Here is a 24353-nt window from a genome sequence, read left to right on the forward strand (position 1 = left end):
CTGGGTAGGCACCACGATCTGACGGCCTCCCATGCCAACCCACGTAACTCTACCCCTTCACTGCTCTTGGGTCAATTCTGAGCGTTTCTCCTCCTCGCTAGGCTTATCGGATCACCATTTTGTGGGGGTCCGATGAATCGCGCACCTGTTCTGAAATTTCCTCAGCCTGAACTCCGCTCCTTCTCGGTCGATCCCAAAACCAAGGAAGTCGTTATCCGCGTCTTCGTGGGGGATGCCCTCTGCGCGGACGTGGTCAACACTCTGCAAGCCCTGGAAGGGCTCGTGGGGCATCTCCGCATGATTCAGGAGTCCTGTTATCGGCAAGTGAAGTCCGACGTCGCCCTAGAGCAACGGAAGCGCCGACATATCGAAATCGCTCGGACCTATCAACGGCTCCGGCTCTCCGGTCTGAAGCATCGGGCGGCGATCAATTCCATTTTCATCGATCCGGCTTTTTCGGATCTTCAGGCGTCAACCGCCAACATTGCGTGGTGGGTGAAAGCCTATGGGCTCTCTTCGAAGCCGGAGGAGCCCTCATGATTCGTTTGGTTGTTATTTGTCCGTCTGTTCCGTTGGCGGGGGCTGGCCCTATGGCCAAGCCTCCCGCGCCGTCTAAGTCTTAGAGAGAGAGTTCTTTCTTAAGAACTCTCTCTAACTAAGAAGGCGTAAGCCTCAACCCTAGGTGTCGCACAGTGCGACAGGTGGCGAGATGAAGGTTCACAACCTCAACCTCTACGTCCAAAGCTTGAAAGGGGTCTCGCTCTTAGAGCGGCATCTCCTCTTGACGGTCCTCTCAGTCTATCGGAACCGGAACCCGCCTGCCCTCTCGATTGATAAATGGGCGGACCGGCTGGGAGTGCATCGAGCGTCAATCTATCGAGCGTTGAACCATTTGGAGGGCACCTATCTTGAGCGTATCAACCGACCAGGACGAACCAACTTGTTTAAGCCAACATCCCGGCTTTGCGCGATGGTTTACGGCGGAAGCCATCAAGGAAAGACGGCTACCTCAACCACTCCGGGGCCTGTGCGTAGATTGCGGGATCAGCGCCCGAATCATGCCGGACCCGTTCCACCAAAAAGAGCGGCCACTGTGTCCAGACCATTGGCTCGACCGGAGACGGGACGCCATCGAGATTCTAGCCACGCGGTGCAACCTACCGGCCAGCTCTCTGAAATTCAGCGACTTATTATGGCCATCAGCGAGGGCATACCTCCTGAAAGTGGGCCGAACGAACAATGGGAAATGTTAGTGAAACGATAATGGGAGGGCTTGGAGACATGAAGACGACCACGAAACCGAATCGACCACGACGGCGGGCTTGTCATATCTGCTCGGAGTTTTCAGAAGAAGCCATGTATCTGCTTCACGGGAAAAATATCTGTGAAAAATGCGGCGTCTTAGCGGTGCAACGGTACTCTGAACTCGCCAACGAACCGCTCGGCGATCCATCCAGCAAGGTGCATTTGAAGTTCGCCGGTTTCCTCGCGCTGTGCCTGCTCATGATGGGCCTTGCGGCCTGTGACGGCGGCTCTGATTCGGTCGATATGACGGGTACGCAGAAGTGTACGGTGACGGTGAACGAAAAGGAGAAACCATGCCATTGAAGACGAAGCAGGCGGCGCGGCTGGAGATGGCTTGCCCGTTCTGTGATGATCCGGCGAACGTGAAGAGCTGCAAAGGGACCGGGCGCGGCGCGAGTGGCCAAGACTGGTACTGGCGCTGTAATTGTGGGGCTCGCGGGTTCTTTCCCGAGAAGCATTTTCAGTCGCTGGATAAGGCGAAAAAAATCTCTCAATGCTAGCAATGGAATGCTAGCAATGGCGGGGGGCTAGACGGCTCCCCGCCTTTTTTTTATCCTGCTCGCGTATGACGATCATTCGCGCATGCGTAACACTGAGAGGGAACGATGGGAGTGTTAAGCGATACGACCTCAACGAAGCCCAAGCCTCCGCGCTCCTCAAAGAAAAGCCCTTCTTTGCCCCCCTCATCCGCGCCGGGATCGGCTACCTTGGAAACCATCCAGAGCTTGCAGAAGCAAATAGCGGAACTGGAAGCGAAGGACCAGGCGAACGGCGAATTGACCAAGACGCAAGCGGCGAAGCTGGACGCCCTGGAAGCGGAATTGAAAGAACTGAAGGCCGTAAAGACCCCCCAGGGCTCCGCTTCTTCCCAGGAGGAAGTCAGCCAATCCTCCCCTAGTCGTTTGGCTCTGTGGTGTCCGTGGTAATTTTATGAGCGACCAAGAAAAAGATGTGGAACAAGTCCTCGCCGAAGCGGAAGCGATCCGCTCAGGTGGCACGGCGGGCGCTGCCTCACCCCAAGCCGGGGCAGCTCACGGCGGACAGGCAGAGGGGCAACCCTCTGCCGGTCCTTCGCCTTCGTGGGAACAGTACACGACCGAAGGCAACTTGTGCGCCATGTATGGAGACGTGTTCCTCCGCAAGTTCGGCTGCGATCCGCTTGGACCTGAAGAAAAAGCAATGGCGGTGCAAGCCTGGGCGGAGACCTTGGCAAAGTGGTTTCCATCGATCAAGGAAGTGATGGGGCCTGAACTCCGCTTGCTCACGATTTACGGCCTCCCGGTGGCCGGTAGGATGATGGAATCATGGATGTCTGCACCGTCGCAGGAATCGTCGGGCGGCGCGGAAGCGGGAAAACTACACTCCTAAAGACGCTGGCGGCGGCTCAGCGCCGGGTGATCTTCTGGGACTGGCGCGGCGAATATGAAGGTGAGCGAGTTGGACTTGACGACCTCCCCAAGCTGCTCAATAAAAAACGCTTCACGGCGGTCTATCGACCTGGGGCTGGCGATCTGGTCAAAGAGTTCGATGCCCTCTGCCATGTGGTGCGCTGCCTGGGGAAGGATCTCACGTTCTGTTGTGATGAAATTTCGCTCGTTACGCCAAATTACAAAGAAGGCGGGTTCGGTTTGCTCTTGCGCTACTCCCGACCCCAACGAATCAATCTATTCTGGGCAACTCAACGGGCCACGAGAATTCCGGGTGTCCTCATGAGCGAGGTCAACCGGCTCTATGTGTTCCATCTCCATCAGCGAAGTGACTTGCAGGCCTTGGCGAATGTCGTAGACCCTGAAGCCTTGGGACGTGTGGCGGCGTTACCGCCTCATGAATATCTAACCGTCAACCTGTGAGAGGTTCTCTATGTCGCTCATTCCTTCCATGTCGAAAGTCAAAATGTTCGCCTGGGGTGCCCTGGGCTTTGCCGTGACCGCCTACGCGGTGACGCGGCTGGCTCCGGGCCTCGCGGCCTTCGTCGGTCTCAATCCTGGCGGTAGCGCCATTCCGAACGGGAGCATCTTGACTCCCCCGAACGTGAACGAACTGATGGGCCGCGCCGGAAGCACACCAGCGGCGGCTCAGCAAACCGCCCTGACTCCGTTTACGGTGAGCGGGCGCAACAACATCATGGATACGATTCTGGCCTAGGCAGTGGCTTAGGTATTTATTTTCTCTCGGCTTGGGAGAAAGCAGTATGACCGATGCACGCAACCCTCAGCCTCGACGACGCGATTAACTCCGCGCTTCAGATCAAGCCCCTCGAACGAGAATCGCATCTGTTCCGCAACTTCCCACATTTCCACCGTGAAGACGGTTTGCTCTTGCCGGTGCCGAAGGGCTGCGCGGAGCAAATCGAAGACACCATCGGCAGCATGTCCTTTGCCTGGGCCACGGTCTCGACGACGCCTGTGATGCAGCGCCTTCAGATCATCCATAAGTCGCTCCTTCGCCGGTTGACGCTCCGCATTGCCGGAACCTATGACCAGTCTGTCGGAGCGGAGTCTCAGGCGACTGAGGGCAACCCGGTGTTGTGGGAGGAAATCCGCTTGAACGTGGATGGCCGGACCATCCGCCCGATCCATGGCGCGGTGCTGTACGAGATGAACAAGCTGGTGGAAGCGGGAAGCCCGCCGAAGACGGACCCGGCAACCGGGGTTGCGGCGTCGAAGGCCTTCTCCGTGACGCTCTCCTACGACATGGGCTTTCTCGACGCGGATGAACCGGACGTGCGGGAAAAGTCGCTGCTCGATCTCTCACAGTACGCGAACGTCTACCTGGAAATTACACCGGGACCGTTCAACCGCTATGTCTCCGGCAACACGCAGGCCAACATGGCGGCAACCGTGACGATCTCCGGCCTCTTCGTGATCGGGCCGCGCAGGCTGCCCCAGTCGCATCATGAAATGCTCATGACGCAGGTGATCGATATGAACGTCACGGGAAACGACCGAAGCTTTCAACTCACGCGAGCCAAGCTCTTACTGCGCGGCTTGTGGCTCCGGTGCGGCAATCTGACCGGCACGCCGGTCGTGACTGCTACGACTCCCCTCACCAACTTAGGTGTGCGCGGAAAGCTGGTTCGTGGTGGATCGATTGAGCCCAAGGTCAAACAGGGCGTCGGCTATTACAGCTCCCAGGTCGGATACGGGCGCAACGGGATTGCCTTGACGGCTGGGCACCTGTGGCTCGACTTCGCGCACAACAAGAAGCTGGCGGCGATGCTCATCGGTGACACGCTGGCGGATCTCAACTTGATCCTGGACACATCCGCCACGGCGAACTATCTGTTGCAAGTGCGACAGAGCGCCTTGACTCGATAAACAACCAAGGCCCACAGGGGCACTGATACGGGGCGGGGGCGAATCGCTCCCGCCCTTCGACTCACTTCATAGGGGGAACTCAATCATGGCTGAAATCTATTGCAACCCATGCGGCGGCACGGTCAACGCGGGCGGGCTCTGCCCTCACGCCAAACAGCCGAACGATTGTCCGCTCAAGAAGACGGAAGCGGAGCATATGGAAGACCTCGCAGAAGAGGAGAATCAATAATGCTCGCCTGGCTTCCCTCTCTGATTTCCCTACTCATCGGTCTGCTCGGACAGTTCAACGCGGCTGACTGGGTGGCGCAGCATCCCAACGTCGCTATGGGCCTCGGGACGCTGGGAACGCTGGTGACGGCCTTGACGCGCTCCCCGATTCAATCGGCGGGGCCTTCGCCCGGATCATTGGGCGGCTTTCGCATGTTTGCCGTCGTGCTCCTGGCGTTCGGTTGCACGGCTCCGGCCTTCGCGCTGGATGTGACGGTCACAGGGACACAGGTATCGTTCGTATACACCGAACCTTCCACCAACCCGGACGGGTCAGTTTTGAGCGACCTCAGAGAAACGCGGCTGTACTTTCAGAAAGAGGGCGGCGTTCCAGAAATCGGCGCGACCACGCCAGCGACCAGGCCGCAAGGCGGCGGGCGGATTACGTCTACGCTGTTGGTGCCTGTGCTGCAAAATCAAGAAGCCAACGTTACGTTTTGGGCCACGGCGCTCGATCTTGTGGGCAATGAGTCGGCGCGATCGGTTGCGGTTGTGCAGCGCATTGATCGACTTTCACCAAGCGCGCCCGAATAGAAAGGCTCTGACATGGCGGACCTTCTAGACTCGCTGCTACCCATAGCCGGAACAGTTGCAGGCGGATTCGTCGGCGGTCCAGCCGGTGCGGCGGTTGGCAGCTCGCTCGGCAGTTCCCTGGCTGGCGGAGGATCGAGCAAGGCGGGCGGGAGCGGTGCGGCTCCGGCACAGCCAGCACCGGACGTGCAAACATCCACGCAATCGACGAACCAGACCGTTACCAACAACATTTCTATTGGTGATTTCGGCGAATCGACGCGGTCCTTGCTCCCGTTCCTGGGGGCGCTCCCGGCTCCCTATGCCACGCCGAGCGGCTACAGTGCGGACTCGTTCCTCTCAGGTCAGAGCAGTATCACGACCTATGCTCTTGTCGGCCTTGCGACGCTCGCGGCGGTGCTCCTGTTCAAGAAACTTGGGTAACTATGGCGTTCAATATCTTCGGCAGCGACAAAGGACCGGTCACAACCAACACGATCAACCAGACGGTCAACGTCGGCGTGGAGGTCAATCCAGCCTTTCACTTCGGGCCTGAATTTCTCCAACCGCTCGCGACGACGTTGGGTGAAATCAACGGCAATCTCATTGATCGGTTTCAACCGCTGGCGGAAGGCATCCAGGGCAGCATCCAAAACGCCAACCGTCTCGCGGGAGACCTTCGCCGGACGGCTGACTTTTCCGTGAATCCGGGCCTGGGTCCCGCGTCCTCTCTCTCTCCGGTGCTTGTGATTGTCCTGGCGCTTGGCGGTGCATTGCTTCTCAGAAAACTTCTATGAGGTGGTCCCATGTTCGAGGATATGTTCGGGTGGTTCAGCAGCGACGACAGCGGATCGAGTGCGGTGATCAATCCCGTCAACGATCAGGAAGCGCTTGGGCGCGGTATCGTGGAACAAGCGATCTACGATCAATCTGCGGCGGATCTCGCCACGGCCAATGATCGTGCGGCCTCTTCGTTCGAGGGGCAATATCAGCATGCGACGGCGGGGCCGGAATATGATCCCACGGAAGCAGACCCCTACGGGTTTCAGCAGATCTTAGGCCGGGCGATTGTGCAGCAATCTACCCCGCAACACTTGGTCGATGACAGCCCACTCAATCGCATCGGCTCGGCAGACGTGAGCGCCTGGGCCACGCAGGCCGCGGGGGCCTTGCGCTCGTTTGTCTCGACGCCAACCGGGCCGGGCACGGCGGGCAATGTCCCGCGTCAAGTCTTCAGCAATCGCCCTGGGCAGGGCGGCGGCTATGTGATCACCCCCAGCCGTGGGGCGGGGGCGTCAACGTCTTCAGGTAAGGCGATCCCCTCCCCGCTGTTGCTGGTGGGGCTGGTGGCCGTGGGGGCGTATCTTGCCTTCAAGTGAACTGCTCATAGGCGGAGCACTGGCGCTGGGTCTCGGCTATCTCTGGTTCAGGGGTGGAGAGGCTGCGGCGGCGGAAGTGCAAGGGCCACAGTTACCCCAGGATCAACAACCGCCACAAGCCACGACCTACGACCCTCGTTTTCTGTCTCGGCCTCAACAGATGGTCGCAGACAAGATCCTCGTCGCCTCTGAAGAGGCCAGCATCAACCCCGCGTTCATGCTGGCCCTCGCGGTGACGGAATCGAGCCTCCGGCCTACGGTGGTGGGTGATGACGGGGTGAGTTTCGGACTCTTTCAAATCCAGCTCGGCACGGCGAGGGATCATCGACGCGATGTCACGCGGGACGACCTCCTCTCGACCGATATGAATATCTCAATCGCCATGCAGGAAATGCGGCGGCTTATGCGAGTCTATCCCGGCTTTCCGTTGGGCGACTACGCCGAAGCCTGGACCTTGGGCGGGCGCGGGCGCTTCGTGCTCGGCAGACGGAATCTGACCAAGCTGACACGGATGCACCAAGCAATTTCAGACCTGAAGCTTGACCTTTTACTAAGTGAGGTGGCGACGTGAAACTACCAGCGAGAAAAGGCCCGGCATCGGCTACGGTGGCTCCGGGAGCATCCGCCACGCTCATTGAGCGCACCAACGCGGACAATTCCGGCCATGACGTCTATCTCCGAAAGCTCGGCACCGGGATTGATCCGACCTCCAACGCGGCCTATGCCACGCAACAACTACTCGTCAACGGGGTGCCCCATTCAGAGTTCGGCAATATCACCAGTCAACTCGGGTCGATCTCACAGCCGGAAACCTTCGAGCTGCCCTACTATCTCGGGCGGTCGGTGTCCGTGGCGATGAAGGGCGTCATGGCGGCTGGCGCAAGCGGCAATACGGAAATGGCGGCGATGTTCGAGTTGATCCTGATGACGCCGGGAGAAAGGCCTTAAATGCCTGGCTGGTGGCACGAATTCACGTTTGACTTTCTCTGCATCGTGAACAGCCTGGCGGCTGGCCTCGCCCTCGTAGGCGTCGTGGACCTTCGGCACAAGCTCAAGGTTGTGATGGGGAAGACGTGAACCGCTTCCCCGCGGCCCTTCGCATCGTCAATGGCTGGCTTGAGATCCTCGCGGGCGGCTTCGAGATCAAACGGGCAAAGGTGGTGGCCTCTGTGACCGGCCCAACGGCGCTGGTTACAGCGGTCGCAGGCAAAAAGATTCGAGTACTCGGGTACCGGCTACAGGCGCGGGCGGTCAACGGGGCCGTGGTCAACGCCGGGTTTGTGGATTCGACCGGCGCGGCCATCTCGACGGCTCCCGATTGGGACCTGAACCCACGCGAGGGAGTCGTCGCCGAAGGGCTCCCGGTCGGATACGAATTTGAAACGCCTATCGGCACCGGTCTACAGGCCAACCTCTCCGGGAATCAGGCGGTCATGTATCACGTGATCTATTGCGAGGTGTAGATGGGCCTCGTTTCAATCGTCAAGGCGGGCCGGTGGGGACTGAGTCAACCACTCAGAGAGCTAGACGGTGGCTGGACCAGTCAAGCGGCCTTTCAACGGCTCGCGCCGATTGTCGAAAACTATTTTCCGCCCAGACAGGCCAACGGGGCCTATGCGATCCCCGCCGTGTTGGTGCGGCTCATTGGGCCGGTGACGCCTCCCGGTGATGCTTCTACAATTCTATTTCCACGGGATATTGCAGACCTGACAGACCAAACGCTGGGAGACCTCACGGCGGGACAGCGGAACGCCTGGCGGACCGCGCTCGAAAGCTGGCTGCCCGGTTTTTCCTATGTCGATTATCAGGGCGGAAACGTGATCGTCCCGGCCTTCCAAGAGAAGACGGCGCTGTACACCGGGGCCACCTCGCTCCGCCAAGTGGCGCGGGATATTTTCAGTCACTTTCAACATTCCACCGACCGGCCACGCACGGCCCTGCCGGAACTCCATAACACCGAATACCTTGACGACTTCGCAACCGATCCCTTTAGCCTACCTCGCTGGACCAACGACCTTGGCGGCGCGGCCACGTGGGATTCTGGGAATAATGAGATCAATTGCGATAAGGCGACAAACTGGATCTTGCGCTACTCCGCGAACGGGCCCGGCTCGCTCGATCAGGAATCACAGGCCACATTCAAAACAAATTCTGGGAACAATCAGGCGGGAGCAGGTGCGGGACGCTTTAACAGTACGGTGGCGGGTGATTGCTACGTGTGGTGCGGGTTGGACTGGTCCGGCCAAGATCAGTTGACACTCGAAAAGTTCGTCGGCGGCTCGCGTAGCACGTTGACGGCCATCTCCTTGACACAGGCCGACAACGATTTTCTGACGCTTCGCGGGGCCTACGAGGGGGCAGTCGGCGCGAATGTGCTCTGCTCCGTCTGGGCGAACAATCACGGCAGCACGAAACCCTCTGACCCTGGATGGTACGGGGTAGACGGCTCTCCCTTGTCCACCTATACCGATACGGCCTCGGACAGGCTCGATGACGCGGCCCACGATCAATGCGGAGTCGCCGGGCGCACGGGCGGATTGACCTATAACAATCGCTATTGTTTCTTTAAGGAACGGGCGATCAGCGACAGAGGCGGCGCGGCCACAGAGCGGCACCAAACGCGGCACATGATCCAAGCGGGAGGATTTTACTGATGTGGTTCCACCTGACACGGGCCTGGGGCCGGTTATTTTGCAAACACAACGGCGGGAAGCGGGAAGTCCTGCTAGGCCGGGCGCTGCCGGGCTTTGCTCATCCGCTCTACACTATCTGCCTCGATTGTGGGGCGGTGAAATTGGAGGAACGAACCGATGGCTAGAAACGGATTCACACTTACCCCGACGGCTGAAATTGCCCTCTCTGCGGCCACGGCGAAAACCGTGGCGCAGCTCATCGCGCCGGCCAATACCATTCTTGCCGTCAATGGGGCCTGGGTCTCGTTCGACGGAGTCAGCAACACGGCAGAGCCCGCCGTGGTCGAAATTCTCACGCAGACGACAGCAGGCACAATGACCAGCCGAACCCCTCAGAAGACGAAAGACACGTCGACGGCGCTCGGATGTACGGGACAAGTCAACGCCTCAGCGGAGCCGACAGCGGGCAACGTGCTGAAGACCTTCCATGTACACCCACAAGCCGGGGTGATTATCCCCCTCGACTTCGATAAGGAAATCGAAATCGCAGGCGGCGCTCGGCTCGGCATGCGGATCACGGCACCGGCAGCGGTCAACTGCCTGGCGGGGTTTGAAGGCGAAGAATGACAGCGAGAGAACGGCGCCAACATCGGCGCAAGCCGTCGCGGGTGCAGGTCTTCGCGCCTCCCGTGGTGCTCGATACCGGGCGCGCCGGGCGCTTCCATGTCGTGAGCACAAGGGCCGCTCGACCGAAGCGACATAAGGCCCGCTACACCATGCTCTTTCACACCGGCGCGACTCCGCCCGTTCCGGTCTCTGGCGATCTCAGGCGGCTACTCTTGGGGGTGGGATTATGAAACGACTCGAAACAAAATTCCTTCTTGCGCTCTTGCTCCCCTTCACCCTCATCTTGGGCGGCGGCATCTGGGGCGGCACGGCGCAGCATACACACCGAAGCGCCGATCAAGGCGGCGTCATTTCCTGGATTCCCACCGGCTTTATCGGCTGTTACGCCGGAACGACTCCCCCAACGAACACCCTTGAGACCTATGGGCAACTAGTATCGAGAGTCACCTACCCCAACCTGTTTTCGCAAATCGGCACCACATATGGCGCTGGTGATGGTGTCACAACCTTCGGCCTTCCAGACACGCGGGGCCGCGTGATGGTGAGCCTCGATAACCTCGGCGGGAGTTCGGCTAATCGCATCACAGCAGCGGCGGCGGATACCTTGGGCGGATCGGGCGGAACGGAAATCATGAGCATTGCTCAAATGCCCTCACACAACCATCCAAGCACGCAGTACACCAACACAGTAGGAGCCGGGGCAAACTATAGAACCTACGGCACGGCGGCCAATACTCTTGCTACAGACCCAATCACGAACGCAGCTGAAAGCGAAGGCGGCGGGCAACCCTTCAACCCTCCATTCCTGGCCCTTAAGTGCGTGATCGGAACCTAGAGCGATGGCTACCACGGTCGGCGAAACCTATTTCTGCCCATTCCCGCGCTCGTTCTACGGGCCGGAATCGCCATGCAGTCAGACCGATGAGACCATTACGGGGACACCTCAACAACCGTGGGTTCAGCCGGGCGGCAACTTCGATGGGGTCAAGGTGGTGTTCTATGTCGGTCTCGCGCTGGTGGTCTTCTGGCTCTCCGTCCGGGCGATGGAAGCCTACGCCGAAATTAAGCAGGCTTGACAGTCTCACGTCTGAAGCATAAAATGCGCTCGGCTTGGGAATGCAATATCTACTAGGGTTTCTTACAGTCTCCCTGTTAGCGCTGCCCGTCTACGGGCAAACGCTCTCCGATTTTCGGGACTTCATCCTCTCCCCTCTCGCAACCCAAGCAGCCAACGAACAAGCCGACGCGAAGCGCAACGCCTTAACAAAGGCGATGGCAGAGGCCCAATTTAATCGCCTCTCTTGGGCTGGCTTCCCGATCGTGAAAGACTTTGCGCCACTCCTAGACGCAGCGAGCGGCCAACCGACTAGCGATCAACTCGTAGCGTTCCATCAAGTCATTCTTCAGCATCTCAACGCACAAACTAAAAGCCGGGCCGAACAGTACGCGGCGGATCTTCTCCTGAAGACCAAGACCGAACCGGGCGGCGTTTTTGCGGTGTGTGACCAGAAAATAGCCCGGCGCTGGAAGGCCAACGCCGGAAACTTTGAACGGCTGGCGGATTCACCCTGCTGAAAGGAGGATCCCACTAGATCGACTGCCCCCCTACCCCCGCTTTTTCGACTTCCTACGAGAACTATTATGTCAACTCAGTCACTGATCGATATATTATCTCTCCACCCTTTACTCTTCTTCTCGCCTCTTGGCAATAGACAAGGCCTCGCTTCGTTCAACCTCCACCATCCTGTCGTTCAGTTGATCATCTTGCCGTGAAAGAGGTACTGTCGCAGAGGCTCACAGCGCGAAGACTACATATTCCTAACCTGTCTCAAAGGATCATCTCGTGGCTCATCATCCTCACGCAGGCCAGCCAGCACCGGCATCAATGCTCGTCAATATCCCTCGCCTAATCACGGCCTACTATACGGAAAAGCCCGATGCAAACGTGCGCGAGCAGCGCGTCACATTTGGGACCTCAGGGCATCGAGGAACATCTTTCAAGCGATCTTTTAACGAAGTCCATATTATCGCAGTCGCACAGGCTATTTACGAATATCGCAAGATGGAGAACATCAGCGGCCCACTCTATCTGGGGATGGATACACACGCATTATCGGAGCCAGCCTTTGCAAGCGTCCTAGAGGTGCTGGCGGCCAATGGCGTCGAGGTCATGGTGGACCAGGATGGCGGCTACACGCCAACCCCGGTCATCTCTCACGCCATCCTCACCTACAATCGAGGCAAAAGCTCAGGATTATCCGATGGCATCGTCATCACTCCCTCGCACAATCCACCGGAGGATGGCGGGATCAAATACAATCCGCCACATGGTGGCCCGGCCGACACCGCGGTGACGAAGTGGATAGAGGACCGTGCCAACGCCCTGATGAAGGTCGACCTCCATGGAGTAGCCCGCCTCCCCTATGCCCGAGCCAGACGAGCGGCGACGACCAAGCCCCATAATTATCTCGGCACCTTCATCGATGACCTCGCACAGATTATCGACATGGAGATGCTTCGATCATCCGGGTTGAAGCTTGGCATCGACCCGCTGGGCGGATCCGGCGTAGCCTACTGGCAGCCGATCGCAGAGCGGTATGGCTTACACATTGAGATTGTCAATCCCGCCATCGATCCCACCTTCCGGTTCATGCCGCTCGATTGGGACGGCAAGATTCGGATGGACTGTTCCTCGCCTTTTGCGATGGCGAACCTCATCTCGCTGAAAGATCGGTTCGATGTCGCCTTTGGCAACGATGCAGACAACGACCGGCATGGCATCGTCACCCGCTCTGCCGGCCTGATGAACCCCAACCATTATCTGGCGGTCTCAATCTCCTATCTTTTTACGAGCCGTCCCGGCTGGAAGACCGATGCCGCGATTGGGAAGACGTTGGTAAGCAGCAGTCTGATCGATCGTGTTGCTGCCAAACTCGGACGCACACTCATTGAAGTGCCGGTCGGCTTCAAATGGTTCGTGAAGGGATTGTTAGACGGCTCGCTCGGCTTTGGCGGAGAAGAAAGCGCGGGGGCGTCATTCCTCCGTCGCGATGGCACGGTCTGGTCGACGGACAAAGACGGCATCATCATGAACCTGTTGGCCGCAGAGATGATGGCGAAAACCGGCCGCGATCCCGGTGAACTGTATCGAGAACTGACCAAAGAACTCGGAGAACCCCTGTACGCGCGAATCGATGCGGCCGCCACGCCTGTACAGAAAACGATCCTCTCGAAACTTTCGCCGGACCAGGTCCAGGCTGTTGAATTGGCCGGTGACAAAATCATAGCCAAACTGTCGACAGCCCCTGGCAATGGTGCCGCAATTGGTGGACTGAAAGTCGTCACCGAACAAGGCTGGTTTGCGGCTCGCCCGTCCGGCACCGAAGACGTCTATAAGCTCTACGCTGAAAGTTTTCGAGGGAACGCACATCTCACGCGGATTCAGGAAGAGGCCCAGGCCCTGATTACACAGGCACTGGCATCTGCCACGTAAGAGGAGTGGGCCAGAGTGAGTAGCACGGCCATGCTCATGTGGGGCATGATTTTTGGATCGATCGGTTGTGGATATTGTCTCTATGGAAAGAAGCAACGAGCCGTTGTGCCGCTGATCGTCGGCATTGCGCTCTGTGTCGTTCCCTACTTTACTGCCAATGTGTATGTACTTCTAGTGGCTTCCCCCTTTTTTGCAGGCTTGTGAGGCCCGTTGAGATGTGTCACTGGCCAGAGCTGAACGCTTCCATGGCAACCAGCGCTGCGGGGCATTCAGGGAGAAGCCCAAGCATCGATTGGCAATGACTGCCCCACTCGACTAAGAACGAGTTCCTGGCCTGGCTCAAAATCCTAGTGCAACACCGGCATCCTGGTCGATTACGTTATGGCCGTGCGTGGCCGAGGCGCAGCCGCCTCCACGTTTCCGATCGTCGACCGCGTATGATTCGAGCTCATGGAATGTTCCCTCGTATCGCGTCCAGCAGGGACTGCTACGGACTAGGAAGCAGGCCAAGATAGACCGCCATGTAGTAGGCCAGAAGATAGTCCACGGCCGACCCTTCTCTGAGGCGATGGTTACCTGGAGCGCCATTCTGGAGCACTTCCATCTGGTCAGGCGGTGGTACGCCGGGTCGCCGAATCTTTTCATCCATGCCAACTTGGAAGGGATGTCGTTGCCACATGAAGTCCATCCCTTGCCCGACTCGTCCCCAAAGGGGGAGGGCAAAATTTGAGATCCATTTGGGGTTGCCGCCCAACGAGGCATAGAGACTCACGTCGCGCGGCCAGAGCTGGGATTGATAATCCCATCTCGCCACGTCGTTTCTCGGGAGGCCGTTGGGACCCATGACGAGGCTGCGGCGAATCAGCCACTCGTTCAGCAAGGACTGGATCTCCTCGGTGAGATTGATCCGGGAATTGGGGGAAGACAGGCTGGCTGCTGCCGCTGCACGCTCAGCCGGTGTCTGAACCAGGATATGCAGCAGGTCGAAATACGCGTTCTTATGATGATGGATCGCGCCCCAGAGCATGTTGTATCCAACTATCGCCTTTGCACGGATAGACGGATCTGTTTCGAGGAAGAGCAGTGATGAGAAGGCGGCGTGCGAGAGATTGAACTTGTAATATTCTTCGGGCGGGTCGATCGAGCTGAACCAGGTGGGAATCCAGGTCAACTCGGCAGCCGGTGCATACTTGTCGTACAGCGGGCCGTACTTGGCCGGATTCACGGTCTTTCCGATGCGGAGATACGCCAGTTGCTTCGCGAAGTCGCCAAGGTAGGACGAGGTCGGGGCGATGCGATTGTCCGGGGGAAGGACCACGTTCCAGTTGTTCCGAAGCAAATTGTCCAAGGCGTCTTCGATGAGCTTCTTCGCTGTCGCCTGCACCTCAGGGTCATTCACGTTCTGATAGGCCATGGCCAATCCCATGAAGACTCCGACTTGTTGGTCGCGGCTTACCGGATGGTTGGTTCCGCAACCCCAGCCGTACCAGATGGGACCGACCGGTTGGATGAGTTGAGGTAATCCCGTGCGAGTGGCTTCCGGAACCGCTCCGTAGGTTGGAAAGATGGTCGGATTTCCTTGTATTTGCCATCCGCCTTCCGGATGCATGTAGTAACAGGGTTGAGTGGTGAGCGGACCGGTCGTGTAGTCGCTGGGGTCATCGGAACGGTGAAACGTCCGTGAAAGAATCCCTGGCCCAGCGGTGACTGGAATGAATGCGGCCCCTCCGAAGTTGAGGCCACCGATGCTGCCTTGACGCACCGGTGGTCCCACCACGTCGCCTGTGACGTCAAAAAGCCTCTTGATCCCGCCTAGGACGAACTTCACGCGCTCCAGGGCCGCTGGGCTGGGCATCGCGGCATAGCGAAAGGACTCGGCTGCGAGATAGTGTCCTGTCCAGAGGGCGGAATCGGCTTGTTGCCCATACGTTGGCAGACTCTTCCCGCTCAGAAGCAATGGCCGCCCAACAGGCGGATCCAGTTGGAGCCAGGGATAATCGAGCGAGAGCACCGTCCCGCTGGGGAGATGCCGGAGGATGCCCGTCTCGATCTCGTTCGCCGGGGTCGCGAAGTCGACTGGTGTCTGGAGTGGCGGAGTCATGCCACCAGGCTGATTTTCCCCAAGGGTTCGCGGCATCCCAGGTTGAAGCCCAGCGATGAGCTGATTGAGTTCATCGGTGGTGGGCACGACGAATGGCAGGGACAATCCGAAGGGAACCCCCACGCGCTTGTCGTATTTCGTGCCCAGGTAGGAGAAGCCTAATCCGATGCTCAATTCCCCTCGTACGGTCACCGTGACGAGCTGAAAAGCGGCATGGAAAGATGCACGTCCAATCTTCCCACCCATTAACACGTCGTCCGCGTTGTCGCTAAGATCAACTGCAAGTTGTTGAGGAGAGGTGTTGCTGTCTATATCAACGCCCCGCGGCGTGCCAAACAAATTTCTGTAGTCAACCTCAGCCCCGATGTCGTATCGCACCGGTTCGAACGTCATGATGAGGTCTCCGGTAAGCCGTGCGTCGAAGCCCCCCCCAAGAGCAACCGGAAGGTTGGTGAAATGCCCGACCATGTGCAATTTTCCGCCGGAAACTTGTGTTTGGATGGACACAGGGATCGAGACCGGGATGAACCCTTCCCCTCCCACTGAAAAGTGGGGAGTGATCGTCGCATTGATGAGTTTCGGGCGTTGTGGATCGCGCGGGTCGAGTCTAACGTCTGCCCGCGTCTGCAAGTTCGAGATACGAATACCGAAGGGAAACAACGAAGGATTCCATTTTAGAACGTTTTTGTTCCCGACTTCGACGTTTGCTCGTCCTTCAATCTGGCCCCGAAGCGCGATATTCCATGACCGCCCCAGCGGCGCCTCCAGCGTGAAGCCATTCAGCGACGCGCGACGGAATCCCGGCGGCGCTGCGAAGTCCAAATTGGCCCCGACGTTGGTCATTTTGAGCGAGACGCCCCATTCGGCGAGACTGTTGCCTTTCACCGAGAGCTTTCCGCCGCCATGGGCGAGCCGCTTACCCTCCAGAGATTCTCGAATGTTGCGCTCGCTGTCTTGTTCTCGCTGCTTACTCAGACCCACCCAGGGGCAGGCCATGAGTTCATTTGCTGCATCAATTCCGATTCCGAGACCGGTCACGGCTGGAGAGGGACAAGGCGGAGTCTGCCCCTTGAAGGGGAATGTTTGGGGTATCGCCAATGGCGGGATTGCCTGTAGGCTAGGGGCCACCACCGGTGGTCTGGTTGGCACACCTGTGCCCTGGCGAGGAATTGCCAGTCCCGGGACGGCGCGCTCAGTGACGTTTCCCTGCTCAGTCTCTGCAACCGAAGACTCACTCTGTGCTACAGCCGGCGACGGGGCGAATCCTGCGGCTGCACCAGCGATGACAAGCGCGACGACTATCCCGATCCCAATCACGTGCGTCTTACGCATGATGATCTCCTTTGGCTCCATAGCCGCAAGATTGTGCGTTGAAAGGCGTGCGAGGAAACTCATCAGACTGGCCAACGTCATGTAGACCATTGCCCCGATGAGACCACTCAGGCTGATGCGGCCGACCGGCAGTCTGAGTTGCCTGACCCCGCCGCTCCTTCTGCCCTTCTCCCCTGTCGCATACGTTCGCATCACGCTCTCCTTTCATGACACATCATGGGTGGAGGCTTATACGGTCCGATCTGGCTATGAGTCGTTGAAGGTCAGCTTAAGGTTCATCGGGTTTGTCCTGCGCTGGGAGTGGCGCGATGAATTGCGCATCATCCTTGGAGCCTCCTCGCTCACAACCGTTCAGCGCATGTCCTGGCGGCTGTGCCGAACGGCCGCGCCGACGCCTGAGGATTGAATGCCAAGGTAGTTGCCGTTGGCCGAGTAGAACAAAATGTCTACGCCGGGGTTCGCATCAAAGCGACCGACTGCCGCAAACATCCCCGGACGCGACGGGAGATCCGTCCAATCTCTCCGGCCATCGTAGGAAATACTTTTCCCATACGCCGTGGCCACATCGGCGCGGCCGTTTCCGTTGAAGTCGGCGATGATCAAACCTGCCATGGTCTTCGTCAGCGCCGAGCGCAACGGAAATCCATCCCAAGGTCCAGTGGCGTTCAACGAGACCTTCCACTTGCCGCTCTCGACGCCCACAACATCCGTCTTGCCATCGCCGTTGAAATCCCCAAACCCGAGATCAGCGGTTCGTTTGCTTGAATCCTGCGTATTGACGAACGGACCAACGCCGCCATCGGAGATCCACCAGCGCTGCCCGTCGGCATAAAAGATATCGGCACGCTTATCGCCGATGAAATCGCCGACGCGGAACTCGCTCAGTGCAGGATTGCTTTCGTTGATCTTTTCCCATAGCGAGGCCCCACCCCAGGAGACGAGCCATTCGCGCCCATGCTGCGTGAAGACGTCCGTACGTCCGTCGCCGTCGAAATCTCCGAATAGAAGAGTGCCGATCCCGTCCGTCTGGGCGTTGAGGAAACGCCACTCGGCATTGCCGGCAGGGGCGTAGTACCATGCCGACCCAGTGGCGAGGAAGACATCGTCCGTTCCATCGCCGTCGAAATCACCCACGCCTAGGCGAGTCGTCGGATTTGGATTCGTATTGAACTGATTGTTGTCGTATACGAAGAATTTATTCTTTGCCCCGCAATCACTGCAGACCACGGCGTCTTCTCGGCTTCTGAGCGACACGTTGTGATGAAACTCGACTCGGTAATTCGGTTCACCTCGAAGGTCGAAATTTTCATGTTTGTATTGGGTGCCCAGGAACGTATTCCCTGCAATCTCGAAGTACTGCCCTGCGCGGCCACCAAACCCGTTGCCACCAGTTCCGTGCACATCAAAGTCATGGGCTGTCCATCTTGCGACCAAGACTTTTGTCTGCGTCGGCGCCGCCCAGAGTACAAGGTTGTTCCAGGCAAGGTAGCTGGTGCATCCCCATCCAGAAGCCTTGATGGCGTGGCGGTTAGAGACGAAGGTGTTGCCCTCGATCAGCGGGAACGAGTTCATCTCCGCCCGAACACCATATCCAGCCTCCTGCTTTTGGTTATGGTGAATGAAATTGCGCGCTACGCGGAGGTTATTGGGACGTGAACCCCTGGGATCCCCCATGTCTGTACAGATCCCCGGCTCTGCAGCCCCCGAGACAGTCATCGCTGCGCCCGGCCAGTCCGAGATGTCGTTATGATCGATGATCACCCTGGCCTGGAGATGGTCTTGCTCAGTACCAATTCCCCAGACGGGGGTTTGATCAATGTCTGTGTCCCGGCTTGGTCCACGCAACCGTAGTCCAGTGATACGTACATCAGGGCCTTCAATGGCGATCATCGCCCCCTTCGTGACGTTCCGCATCGACAGTTCCGGCCCCAAGAGGGTGCCACGCCGATCGCCGCGAATCGTTATGCCACCCCCAATGTGGACATGGGCATAGTCCAGAGCCGGATTATAGGGATTGGGGTAGTCTCTCAACTCGATCGATGTGCCTGACGCAATTTCAATGACGGTGCCCCAATGTGCTTGTTCCAAGGCCCTTCCAAAATTCATTTCCTGCGGCACGCGCACAAAACCGCTGGTGGGTTTCCGGTTGCTCTTGTCGGTGGCCACAACGGTCCAGAACTCGTTATCTGCAAGATTTCGTGAACCCAGCACGAGAGGGGTTCGGTTTGTGCCGCGGTTGTTTAGCACCTTCACCACACGAGTACGATCCGCCGCTAAGATAATACTGTCTCCATCCAGCACAAAGATCTGCCCCGAGGCCGAGCCTGAGAGCGCAGTCACCTCCATTCGCCCCCCTTGGCGACTCACATCATCCTGCAATTCGAGCAGCAGATTGCCTGCCATACTCGGCTCAGCCACGGGCGTCATCATCACGAATGGCGGCGCAGCAAGTTGGGCGTTGCTTCGTTGACCCTGCAGAATGGCCCCAGTATTCGGGAGAACCAGTGATGGTGGTGGAGGCGGCGACGATAGCGGAGGGGCACCGCGATGATCTCGCACGATCGGGTCTACAGCTCGGGAAAGCACGGCAGGCGGTGCAGATAACTTGACGCCGATAACCTTTGTCCCCGCGCGCAGAATGACCTCGTGGCGGGCGTTGATCTCTTGCACCACGACGTGTTGCGCTATTGTACCGTTGCAGGTGTAGATGAAAACCGGGGCGCCGGCAATTTGTGGCGGAGCGCCGAAATCGAGACATTTTCCCCCGTAACTGATCACGGTGAAAGTGGGCGGTTGCGGCTGTGTGTAGAGTTGCAGGTCGCCTAATTGGGGGGAAACCAGCCCTTGGAGGACACGTCCTTTCTCGACCCCATATGGTACGGGTGGTTGCGTGGGTGGTGTTTTTTGTGTGACCACAAATTGGATCTGCGCTGAGGAAGCCAGAGGATACTCCGTCCCGCGTGGGCGAGCGCCGGAGATCGAACCTGCCGCATCCAGCGCTTGACCGTTCGGCAGGACCAATACCACGTGAACGACATCTGGATCGTCTCCCGATACGGTCACGGCCAGCGGCGCTTCGATCATCTCACTGTGGGTCGTTGCGCGGGCGTCGAGAAAAAGCGGCGTACCGCCCTTCGCGTTCAATCTGAGGCGCGACCCCACCAGGGTATCCACCTCGTAGGTTCCGGCGTCAACAGTGACATCGCTGCCGTCTGACGACGGAAAATGGACCGACTGCTGTAACGTGATGATTGGCGCTGACCCAGCCCACGAGCTGAGACCGATAAAGAGAAGGCCTGTGCTCAGCGCGAGGATTACGCGTTTCCGGGAAGAACGAACAGATTGTCTCTTCATTGCAGAGCCCCCTATGAACCAATTACTTGTAGGGAATCAGAATGTCCCTCTTTCAAGTACCATGCTTCAATCGTCTTCACGGTGCGGCAGGCGCCGGAGTTCCACTGTCTGTTGCTCCAGGTCCCGTCTGCGAATCAATAGGGTCTTTTTCAGACTGTTCACCGTCGATGCCGCGTTTCATGATAGTGCCTTGGGCACTGGTGGTCTGGTCATGCCGCGATCGGCCGGTGGGGAGCCGTATCGTTCATAGGATTCTGTTTGCGTTTTGTTGCCTGCTATGACGGCCTTGCCATTTTTTGTTTTGCACTGAGCCTGCTGGCAGGTCCGGCAGGTGGTAGTACCCTGGCCCCCAGGATTTTCCCACTCCAGCACAATCGTGGGTCGTTGGCCCTCGTCCATCATTCGATGCGCCAAATGCCCATAGCTATGGAGCACAGATGAACCCTGCCCCAAGGAATGCAGTCATGTATCTCATGGTTTAGCCTCCGCCAGGATAGGTGGTTCGGTGTATTCTTGTCTTGCTACTGTGGTCGTGCGCGTGCGACGAGGTCTTTTAATCCGTTCAGGTCCAGCGCCCCAGGCACGAGTTCCGTACCGACAATGAAGCCCGGCGTACCATTGATACCGAGGTCTCTTGCCAACGCACGGTTGCGATCGATGACCGTCTGCCATTCGGGATGTGCCATATCAATTTCGAGACGTGTTGCATCCAAGCCGACCTCTCCGGCGATCGACAGGATCGAATCTTTCGTGATGTCGCCGTTGGCTGCCAAGAGCGCTTCATGAAAGACCTGATGTTTGCCTTGTGCCTTCGAGGCGAGTGCCGCTTTTGCTGCGAGTTCAGAGGTTTCGCCAAGTATCGGCAGGTCTTTGTAAACGACCTTTACTCGCGCATCGTCTTTTTGCAATTGCGTCACGGCGGCGGCCACGCGTTTGCAATAGCCGCAGCGGTAGTCGAAAAACTCAACCAGGGTCACCTCCCCTGCTGGATTGCCGCTGACTGGCGACGAGGGATCCTGCAACAAGTCGCTCTGCCTTGTTACGAGGGCCATCTTCGAACGCTGTCGTTCGTCTTCCTGCCGCTTGGTGTCTAAGGCTTGAAGCGACTGCTCGATGACTTCCGGGTGTGTGCGGATGTACTGCTCGATCACTTGTTCGAGGGCCTGATTCGAGGCGGGATCAGCAGAAGTTGTCGGTTCAGCAAACGAACGCGATGCTCCGAGGAGCATCACGGTAAAGACGCACACGGTTGATGCACTGCCTCGCAATGGGAAACCCGCAGACCGTTGGATCATGGATGGGGCTCCTGTATCGGCCTATTGCCGGGAATCGGTGGAATCGGACATCGCTTGCCGGCCATGACGGAGGAAGATCCGACGAGTCGACTGAGCAGCGCAGTCACGGAGCCGGACGAGGGCGTTTCGCCATCGCAGTCGGGAGCGGTGTTCTGTGGAAGGGGGGCGACATGGTCCGACGATGGCTGAGATGGGTTGGTAATATTTCTACTGGATTGGGACGTGGTCATGTGCAGCGGCGGCGGTATCGTGTCAGGCCCGCTCGAAGCCTCCATCGAGTGAGCGGCAGGCAGTCCGCCACTGATCGTCACCGCGATGAGTGCTGCCAGCGTGATCTGTCTCACAGGACCCTCAGCTTGAGGTGAGCGAGCGTACCCATACTGTGAAGTACGTCGACTGAGTGCGGTGAAAGGTTCAATGAAAAGGAGGATGCGGACGGAAGAGGGGAGATGGGGTCGATGGACGGTCTGACTCTCACGCGAAGCCCTCCGCGCTACCGAGTTGTGGGACCTAACCGGACACCGATCTATGCCCTGTAAGAGGGGGCAAGGATATGCGACAAACGGGCGCTTGGTCAACCGGCGGACGGGCCGTCGTAATCGACCAGTCTGTGAGAAAGGGTCGGGAGTCTTAATTTCCGATGGGCCGGCCAGAAACGACTCCCGACCCCTTTGTTGTCACGGAACGAACAGAGCATGAAGTGGTCCAGAGGACTTTCCCGATGTAAGCTGCTCAGGGAACTCATTTAAACACCTCTCGACCCCACACCCCTTTGGCAGCGGGACCGGTGGGACCGTCATTCAATCGGCATTCTCCAACGCACATTCCGCTTTCCGGATTGCCCCAGCGATAGATTGCCCCTGCCGCCGGGTCGGCGGGATTACCTGCCCCTGGATTCTGGTAATCTGTACTCATCCAGCCAGGCCAAGAAAGACCTCCTAGCCCCTTCTTCGCTGCATAGTCGTACGTGCGCACGTTGTTCCACGTCGGCCATCTCGTGCCCTGACTGGTTTCATCGGTAAGGGAGATTTCGTAATTGTGAGAGCCAGCCCGAGTCCAGAAGCCATGGGATCCCCATGCAGAATATACGATGGGGTGTGTCCCTTGACTCGACTCGTTTCCCAGGTTATCGGCCTTGATGACATCGCCCCACGGGTAAGCGCCGCCAAAGTTGTGCGCTGAAAGGTACATCCCAAGTGGTTCCAGCGACCATTGTTTCGTTCGCGAATTGAGAAGCCACGCAAGACGCACCGTAATATGTTCCCAGTCGCCGACATGGTTGCCCCACTTTGTATTGAGCACTTCCTTGCCCCGATTATAGGGGTAAAAAGTAAAGTATATGAGGTCGAGGAACTCTCCTTTCTCGACTGCGAACGCATATACAGGTACCTGGTTGAGATTTTTGTCCCCCTGAAAAAGTGGGAGACTGTTGTCGGATGGACTCCTTAGAGGAGTCTTTGTTTTCAGCCAATAGTTGCCATCGGAATTTCTAAAGCGTTCAAGATAAGGAAAGGCCCATTCAACGGATGATGGAAAGTATGTCTCCCCTTGTGCAAGCCAAACGAGTGGAGCATAGTCCCTCAGGAGCAACTGCTTGTCATTATCCGTTTGGGGGGGGACGCTGGGGTATCGTGTTTTGTAGGTAATTGCGCCAAGATCTAATTTTGCTTGGCGTTCGTTGGGGAAGGACACAACCTGAATGATCTCGTCAAAACCATCACCTCGGATATCAGCAATAATCCAATTGTGGGCCTCAACGCGCATATTCTGCAAGTTACTTGTGCCCCAAAGCCTCGTCATGTCATGGCCTGATCCGGTTGCGCCATAAACGATCATTCCAAGGGTGCGGTCGTTGGCCCAAGGCTGGATCACTTCATCCCGACCATCACCGTTGAGATCGCCGACCAGCCAGGCGATCGCGCCCGGGCCGTCCCCTGACACGCGAGGGGTCGACCAGAGTTCCTCTAAAACCCCACCCTTTTGGATCCCATAGACAGTCATGGCGAGGTAATTGCCATTGGCCCATAGTTCAATCACCTCTTTCTGGCCATCGCCGTTGAAATCGCCCGTCACCAAAGAGGGTTTCGCGCATTGAGGTTTCTTCTTCTGTACCCGCACCTCTTTCTTGCAAGAACTTAGGTTCTCGGTGCTCCAGAATTTGGTGACATCGACCCCTTGGACAGGAGTCATAAGCCCTTCTCTGGGAGAAACAGGAGGATCTACTAAAACGTGGGGGGCAGTTTGGAGTTGGGGAGAGATTCGAAGATAGGATCCTCCCGCAAATGTGAAGCCCGTAATCTGGCCATTGTTGATGATCAGCTTAAACTCCCGTAACCCCTGCGCGTAGTAGGGATTATCGGGACCGGTCAACAGCCGCTGGTTGGCGAGATCCGGTTCCAAGCGCCAGCTGACCCCAGCTTTGTTGGTCCAGCGCAGTCCGGTGCTGTCTTGCACGATCGAGCCAATATGCCAGTCGTTCTGCACCGGATTGTGCTGGTAAGCCCCAAGCACCATGTCCACCGTTCCCGCTAGTGCACGCGTCGTGATGCCTTGGTCTGGAGCGGTCTGCTCAATCCCCCCAGTCTCTCCCTGAGCCCATAGCATCCCCGGCATTGCCACACACAGAGCCAGAACCGCGGCTATACCCAGGCGTCGGCTGGTCAAAGGCTGAAGGTCCATACTCCCACCTCTCTTTCCATTTCTCCATGCACGTGCGTGTTGTCGGTCATTTCCCATTTCC

31 protein-coding genes are annotated in these 24353 nt (G+C 58.1%); 26 read left to right on the forward strand and 5 right to left on the reverse strand.

All coding sequences use genetic code 11. The annotated features are described in order from the left end of the window. The first annotated feature begins 132 nt into the window (after positions 1-132). The 26 genes from Q7U76_11240 (at position 133) to Q7U76_11365 (ending at position 13735) form a co-directional block, all read left to right on the forward strand. Positions 133-540, forward strand: coding sequence for a hypothetical protein (locus Q7U76_11240; protein MDO8356953.1), 408 nt, complete (start codon positions 133-135; stop codon positions 538-540). Positions 541-1281: 741 nt separating this feature from the next. After that, entirely contained in the window at positions 1282-1608 is a 327-nt protein-coding gene (locus Q7U76_11245) for a hypothetical protein (protein MDO8356954.1), read from the forward strand. After that, positions 1599-1805 carry a hypothetical protein gene (locus tag Q7U76_11250; GenBank protein ID MDO8356955.1) on the forward strand — a complete coding sequence of 69 codons (207 nt, stop codon included), beginning with the start codon at positions 1599-1601 and terminating at the stop codon, positions 1803-1805. The genes Q7U76_11245 and Q7U76_11250 overlap by 10 nt, the downstream gene beginning before the upstream one ends. Positions 1806-2030: 225 nt before the next feature. Continuing rightward, positions 2031-2231: a hypothetical protein gene (locus Q7U76_11255; GenBank protein MDO8356956.1), complete on the forward strand. Its 201-nt coding sequence runs from the start codon at positions 2031-2033 to the stop codon at positions 2229-2231. 4 nt (positions 2232-2235) lie between these two features. Further along, positions 2236-2673 (forward strand): hypothetical protein, encoded by a 438-nt coding sequence (locus Q7U76_11260; GenBank protein MDO8356957.1) that lies wholly within the window; start codon positions 2236-2238, stop codon positions 2671-2673. Further along, a complete protein-coding gene (locus tag Q7U76_11265) occupies positions 2610-3155 on the forward strand; it encodes a hypothetical protein (GenBank protein ID MDO8356958.1) in 546 nt (181 codons plus the stop codon). The genes Q7U76_11260 and Q7U76_11265 overlap by 64 nt, the downstream gene beginning before the upstream one ends. Before the next feature lie 10 nt (positions 3156-3165). Next, the gene (locus tag Q7U76_11270; GenBank protein ID MDO8356959.1) at positions 3166-3450 is read left to right on the forward strand and encodes a hypothetical protein; all 285 of its coding nucleotides are present in this window, start codon (positions 3166-3168) and stop codon (positions 3448-3450) included. A gap of 53 nt (positions 3451-3503) precedes the next feature. Continuing rightward, positions 3504-4622, forward strand: coding sequence for a hypothetical protein (locus tag Q7U76_11275; protein ID MDO8356960.1), 1119 nt, complete (start codon positions 3504-3506; stop codon positions 4620-4622). 85 nt (positions 4623-4707) lie between these two features. Beyond that, entirely contained in the window at positions 4708-4851 is a 144-nt protein-coding gene (locus Q7U76_11280; GenBank protein MDO8356961.1) for a hypothetical protein, read from the forward strand. Further along, entirely contained in the window at positions 4851-5423 is a 573-nt protein-coding gene (locus Q7U76_11285; GenBank protein MDO8356962.1) for a hypothetical protein, read from the forward strand. Before Q7U76_11280 ends, Q7U76_11285 begins: the two co-directional genes overlap by 1 nt. Positions 5424-5435: 12 nt before the next feature. Further along, positions 5436-5843, forward strand: a complete 408-nt coding sequence (locus tag Q7U76_11290) for a hypothetical protein (GenBank protein ID MDO8356963.1) — start codon at positions 5436-5438, stop codon at positions 5841-5843. A 2-nt stretch (positions 5844-5845) separates the two neighbouring features. Then, the gene (locus Q7U76_11295) at positions 5846-6196 is read left to right on the forward strand and encodes a hypothetical protein (protein MDO8356964.1); all 351 of its coding nucleotides are present in this window, start codon (positions 5846-5848) and stop codon (positions 6194-6196) included. Between the two features lie 9 nt (positions 6197-6205). Continuing rightward, a complete protein-coding gene (locus Q7U76_11300; protein ID MDO8356965.1) occupies positions 6206-6778 on the forward strand; it encodes a hypothetical protein in 573 nt (190 codons plus the stop codon). Beyond that, positions 6765-7349 carry a transglycosylase SLT domain-containing protein gene (locus Q7U76_11305; GenBank protein MDO8356966.1) on the forward strand — a complete coding sequence of 195 codons (585 nt, stop codon included), beginning with the start codon at positions 6765-6767 and terminating at the stop codon, positions 7347-7349. The genes Q7U76_11300 and Q7U76_11305 overlap by 14 nt, the downstream gene beginning before the upstream one ends. Continuing rightward, positions 7346-7726 (forward strand): hypothetical protein, encoded by a 381-nt coding sequence (locus Q7U76_11310; protein MDO8356967.1) that lies wholly within the window; start codon positions 7346-7348, stop codon positions 7724-7726. The genes Q7U76_11305 and Q7U76_11310 overlap by 4 nt, the downstream gene beginning before the upstream one ends. Next, positions 7727-7855 carry a hypothetical protein gene (locus Q7U76_11315; GenBank protein MDO8356968.1) on the forward strand — a complete coding sequence of 43 codons (129 nt, stop codon included), beginning with the start codon at positions 7727-7729 and terminating at the stop codon, positions 7853-7855. It begins immediately after the preceding gene. Beyond that, a complete protein-coding gene (locus Q7U76_11320) occupies positions 7852-8241 on the forward strand; it encodes a hypothetical protein (protein MDO8356969.1) in 390 nt (129 codons plus the stop codon). Before Q7U76_11315 ends, Q7U76_11320 begins: the two co-directional genes overlap by 4 nt. Further along, a complete protein-coding gene (locus Q7U76_11325) occupies positions 8242-9432 on the forward strand; it encodes a hypothetical protein (protein ID MDO8356970.1) in 1191 nt (396 codons plus the stop codon). Beyond that, complete coding sequence (locus tag Q7U76_11330) at positions 9432-9596, forward strand: hypothetical protein (GenBank protein ID MDO8356971.1); 165 nt, start codon at positions 9432-9434, stop codon at positions 9594-9596. Before Q7U76_11325 ends, Q7U76_11330 begins: the two co-directional genes overlap by 1 nt. Beyond that, the gene (locus Q7U76_11335; GenBank protein MDO8356972.1) at positions 9589-10038 is read left to right on the forward strand and encodes a hypothetical protein; all 450 of its coding nucleotides are present in this window, start codon (positions 9589-9591) and stop codon (positions 10036-10038) included. The genes Q7U76_11330 and Q7U76_11335 overlap by 8 nt, the downstream gene beginning before the upstream one ends. Further along, on the forward strand, positions 10035-10268 hold the full coding sequence (locus Q7U76_11340; protein ID MDO8356973.1) for a hypothetical protein: 234 nt from the start codon (positions 10035-10037) through the stop codon (positions 10266-10268). Before Q7U76_11335 ends, Q7U76_11340 begins: the two co-directional genes overlap by 4 nt. Beyond that, positions 10265-10873, forward strand: a complete 609-nt coding sequence (locus tag Q7U76_11345) for a tail fiber protein (protein MDO8356974.1) — start codon at positions 10265-10267, stop codon at positions 10871-10873. Before Q7U76_11340 ends, Q7U76_11345 begins: the two co-directional genes overlap by 4 nt. A 4-nt stretch (positions 10874-10877) precedes the next feature. Beyond that, positions 10878-11114, forward strand: coding sequence for a hypothetical protein (locus Q7U76_11350; GenBank protein ID MDO8356975.1), 237 nt, complete (start codon positions 10878-10880; stop codon positions 11112-11114). A gap of 40 nt (positions 11115-11154) precedes the next feature. Next, positions 11155-11613, forward strand: coding sequence for a hypothetical protein (locus tag Q7U76_11355; GenBank protein MDO8356976.1), 459 nt, complete (start codon positions 11155-11157; stop codon positions 11611-11613). A gap of 268 nt (positions 11614-11881) precedes the next feature. Next, entirely contained in the window at positions 11882-13531 is a 1650-nt protein-coding gene (gene pgm / locus Q7U76_11360; protein MDO8356977.1) for a phosphoglucomutase (alpha-D-glucose-1,6-bisphosphate-dependent), read from the forward strand. 15 nt (positions 13532-13546) lie between these two features. Then, entirely contained in the window at positions 13547-13735 is a 189-nt protein-coding gene (locus Q7U76_11365; GenBank protein ID MDO8356978.1) for a hypothetical protein, read from the forward strand. A 283-nt stretch (positions 13736-14018) separates the two neighbouring features. Here Q7U76_11365 and Q7U76_11370 read toward each other — a convergent pair whose 3' ends face one another. From Q7U76_11370 to Q7U76_11390, 5 genes are all read right to left on the reverse strand, one after another. Next, positions 14019-17156 carry a hypothetical protein gene (locus Q7U76_11370; GenBank protein MDO8356979.1) on the reverse strand — a complete coding sequence of 1046 codons (3138 nt, stop codon included), beginning with the start codon at positions 17154-17156 and terminating at the stop codon, positions 14019-14021. 159 nt (positions 17157-17315) lie between these two features. Further along, on the reverse strand, positions 17316-20318 hold the full coding sequence (locus tag Q7U76_11375; protein MDO8356980.1) for a VCBS repeat-containing protein: 3003 nt from the start codon (positions 20316-20318) through the stop codon (positions 17316-17318). A gap of 521 nt (positions 20319-20839) precedes the next feature. Then, on the reverse strand, positions 20840-21613 hold the full coding sequence (locus Q7U76_11380; protein ID MDO8356981.1) for a DsbA family protein: 774 nt from the start codon (positions 21611-21613) through the stop codon (positions 20840-20842). Next, on the reverse strand, positions 21610-21957 hold the full coding sequence (locus Q7U76_11385) for a hypothetical protein (protein MDO8356982.1): 348 nt from the start codon (positions 21955-21957) through the stop codon (positions 21610-21612). The genes Q7U76_11380 and Q7U76_11385 overlap by 4 nt, the downstream gene beginning before the upstream one ends. A 397-nt stretch (positions 21958-22354) precedes the next feature. After that, positions 22355-24292 (reverse strand): Vps62-related protein, encoded by a 1938-nt coding sequence (locus Q7U76_11390; protein ID MDO8356983.1) that lies wholly within the window; start codon positions 24290-24292, stop codon positions 22355-22357. Between the last annotated feature and the right edge of the window lie 61 nt (positions 24293-24353).

The sequence above is a fragment of the Nitrospirota bacterium genome (assembly GCA_030645475.1).
Taxonomy (GTDB): domain Bacteria; phylum Nitrospirota; class Nitrospiria; order Nitrospirales; family Nitrospiraceae; genus Palsa-1315.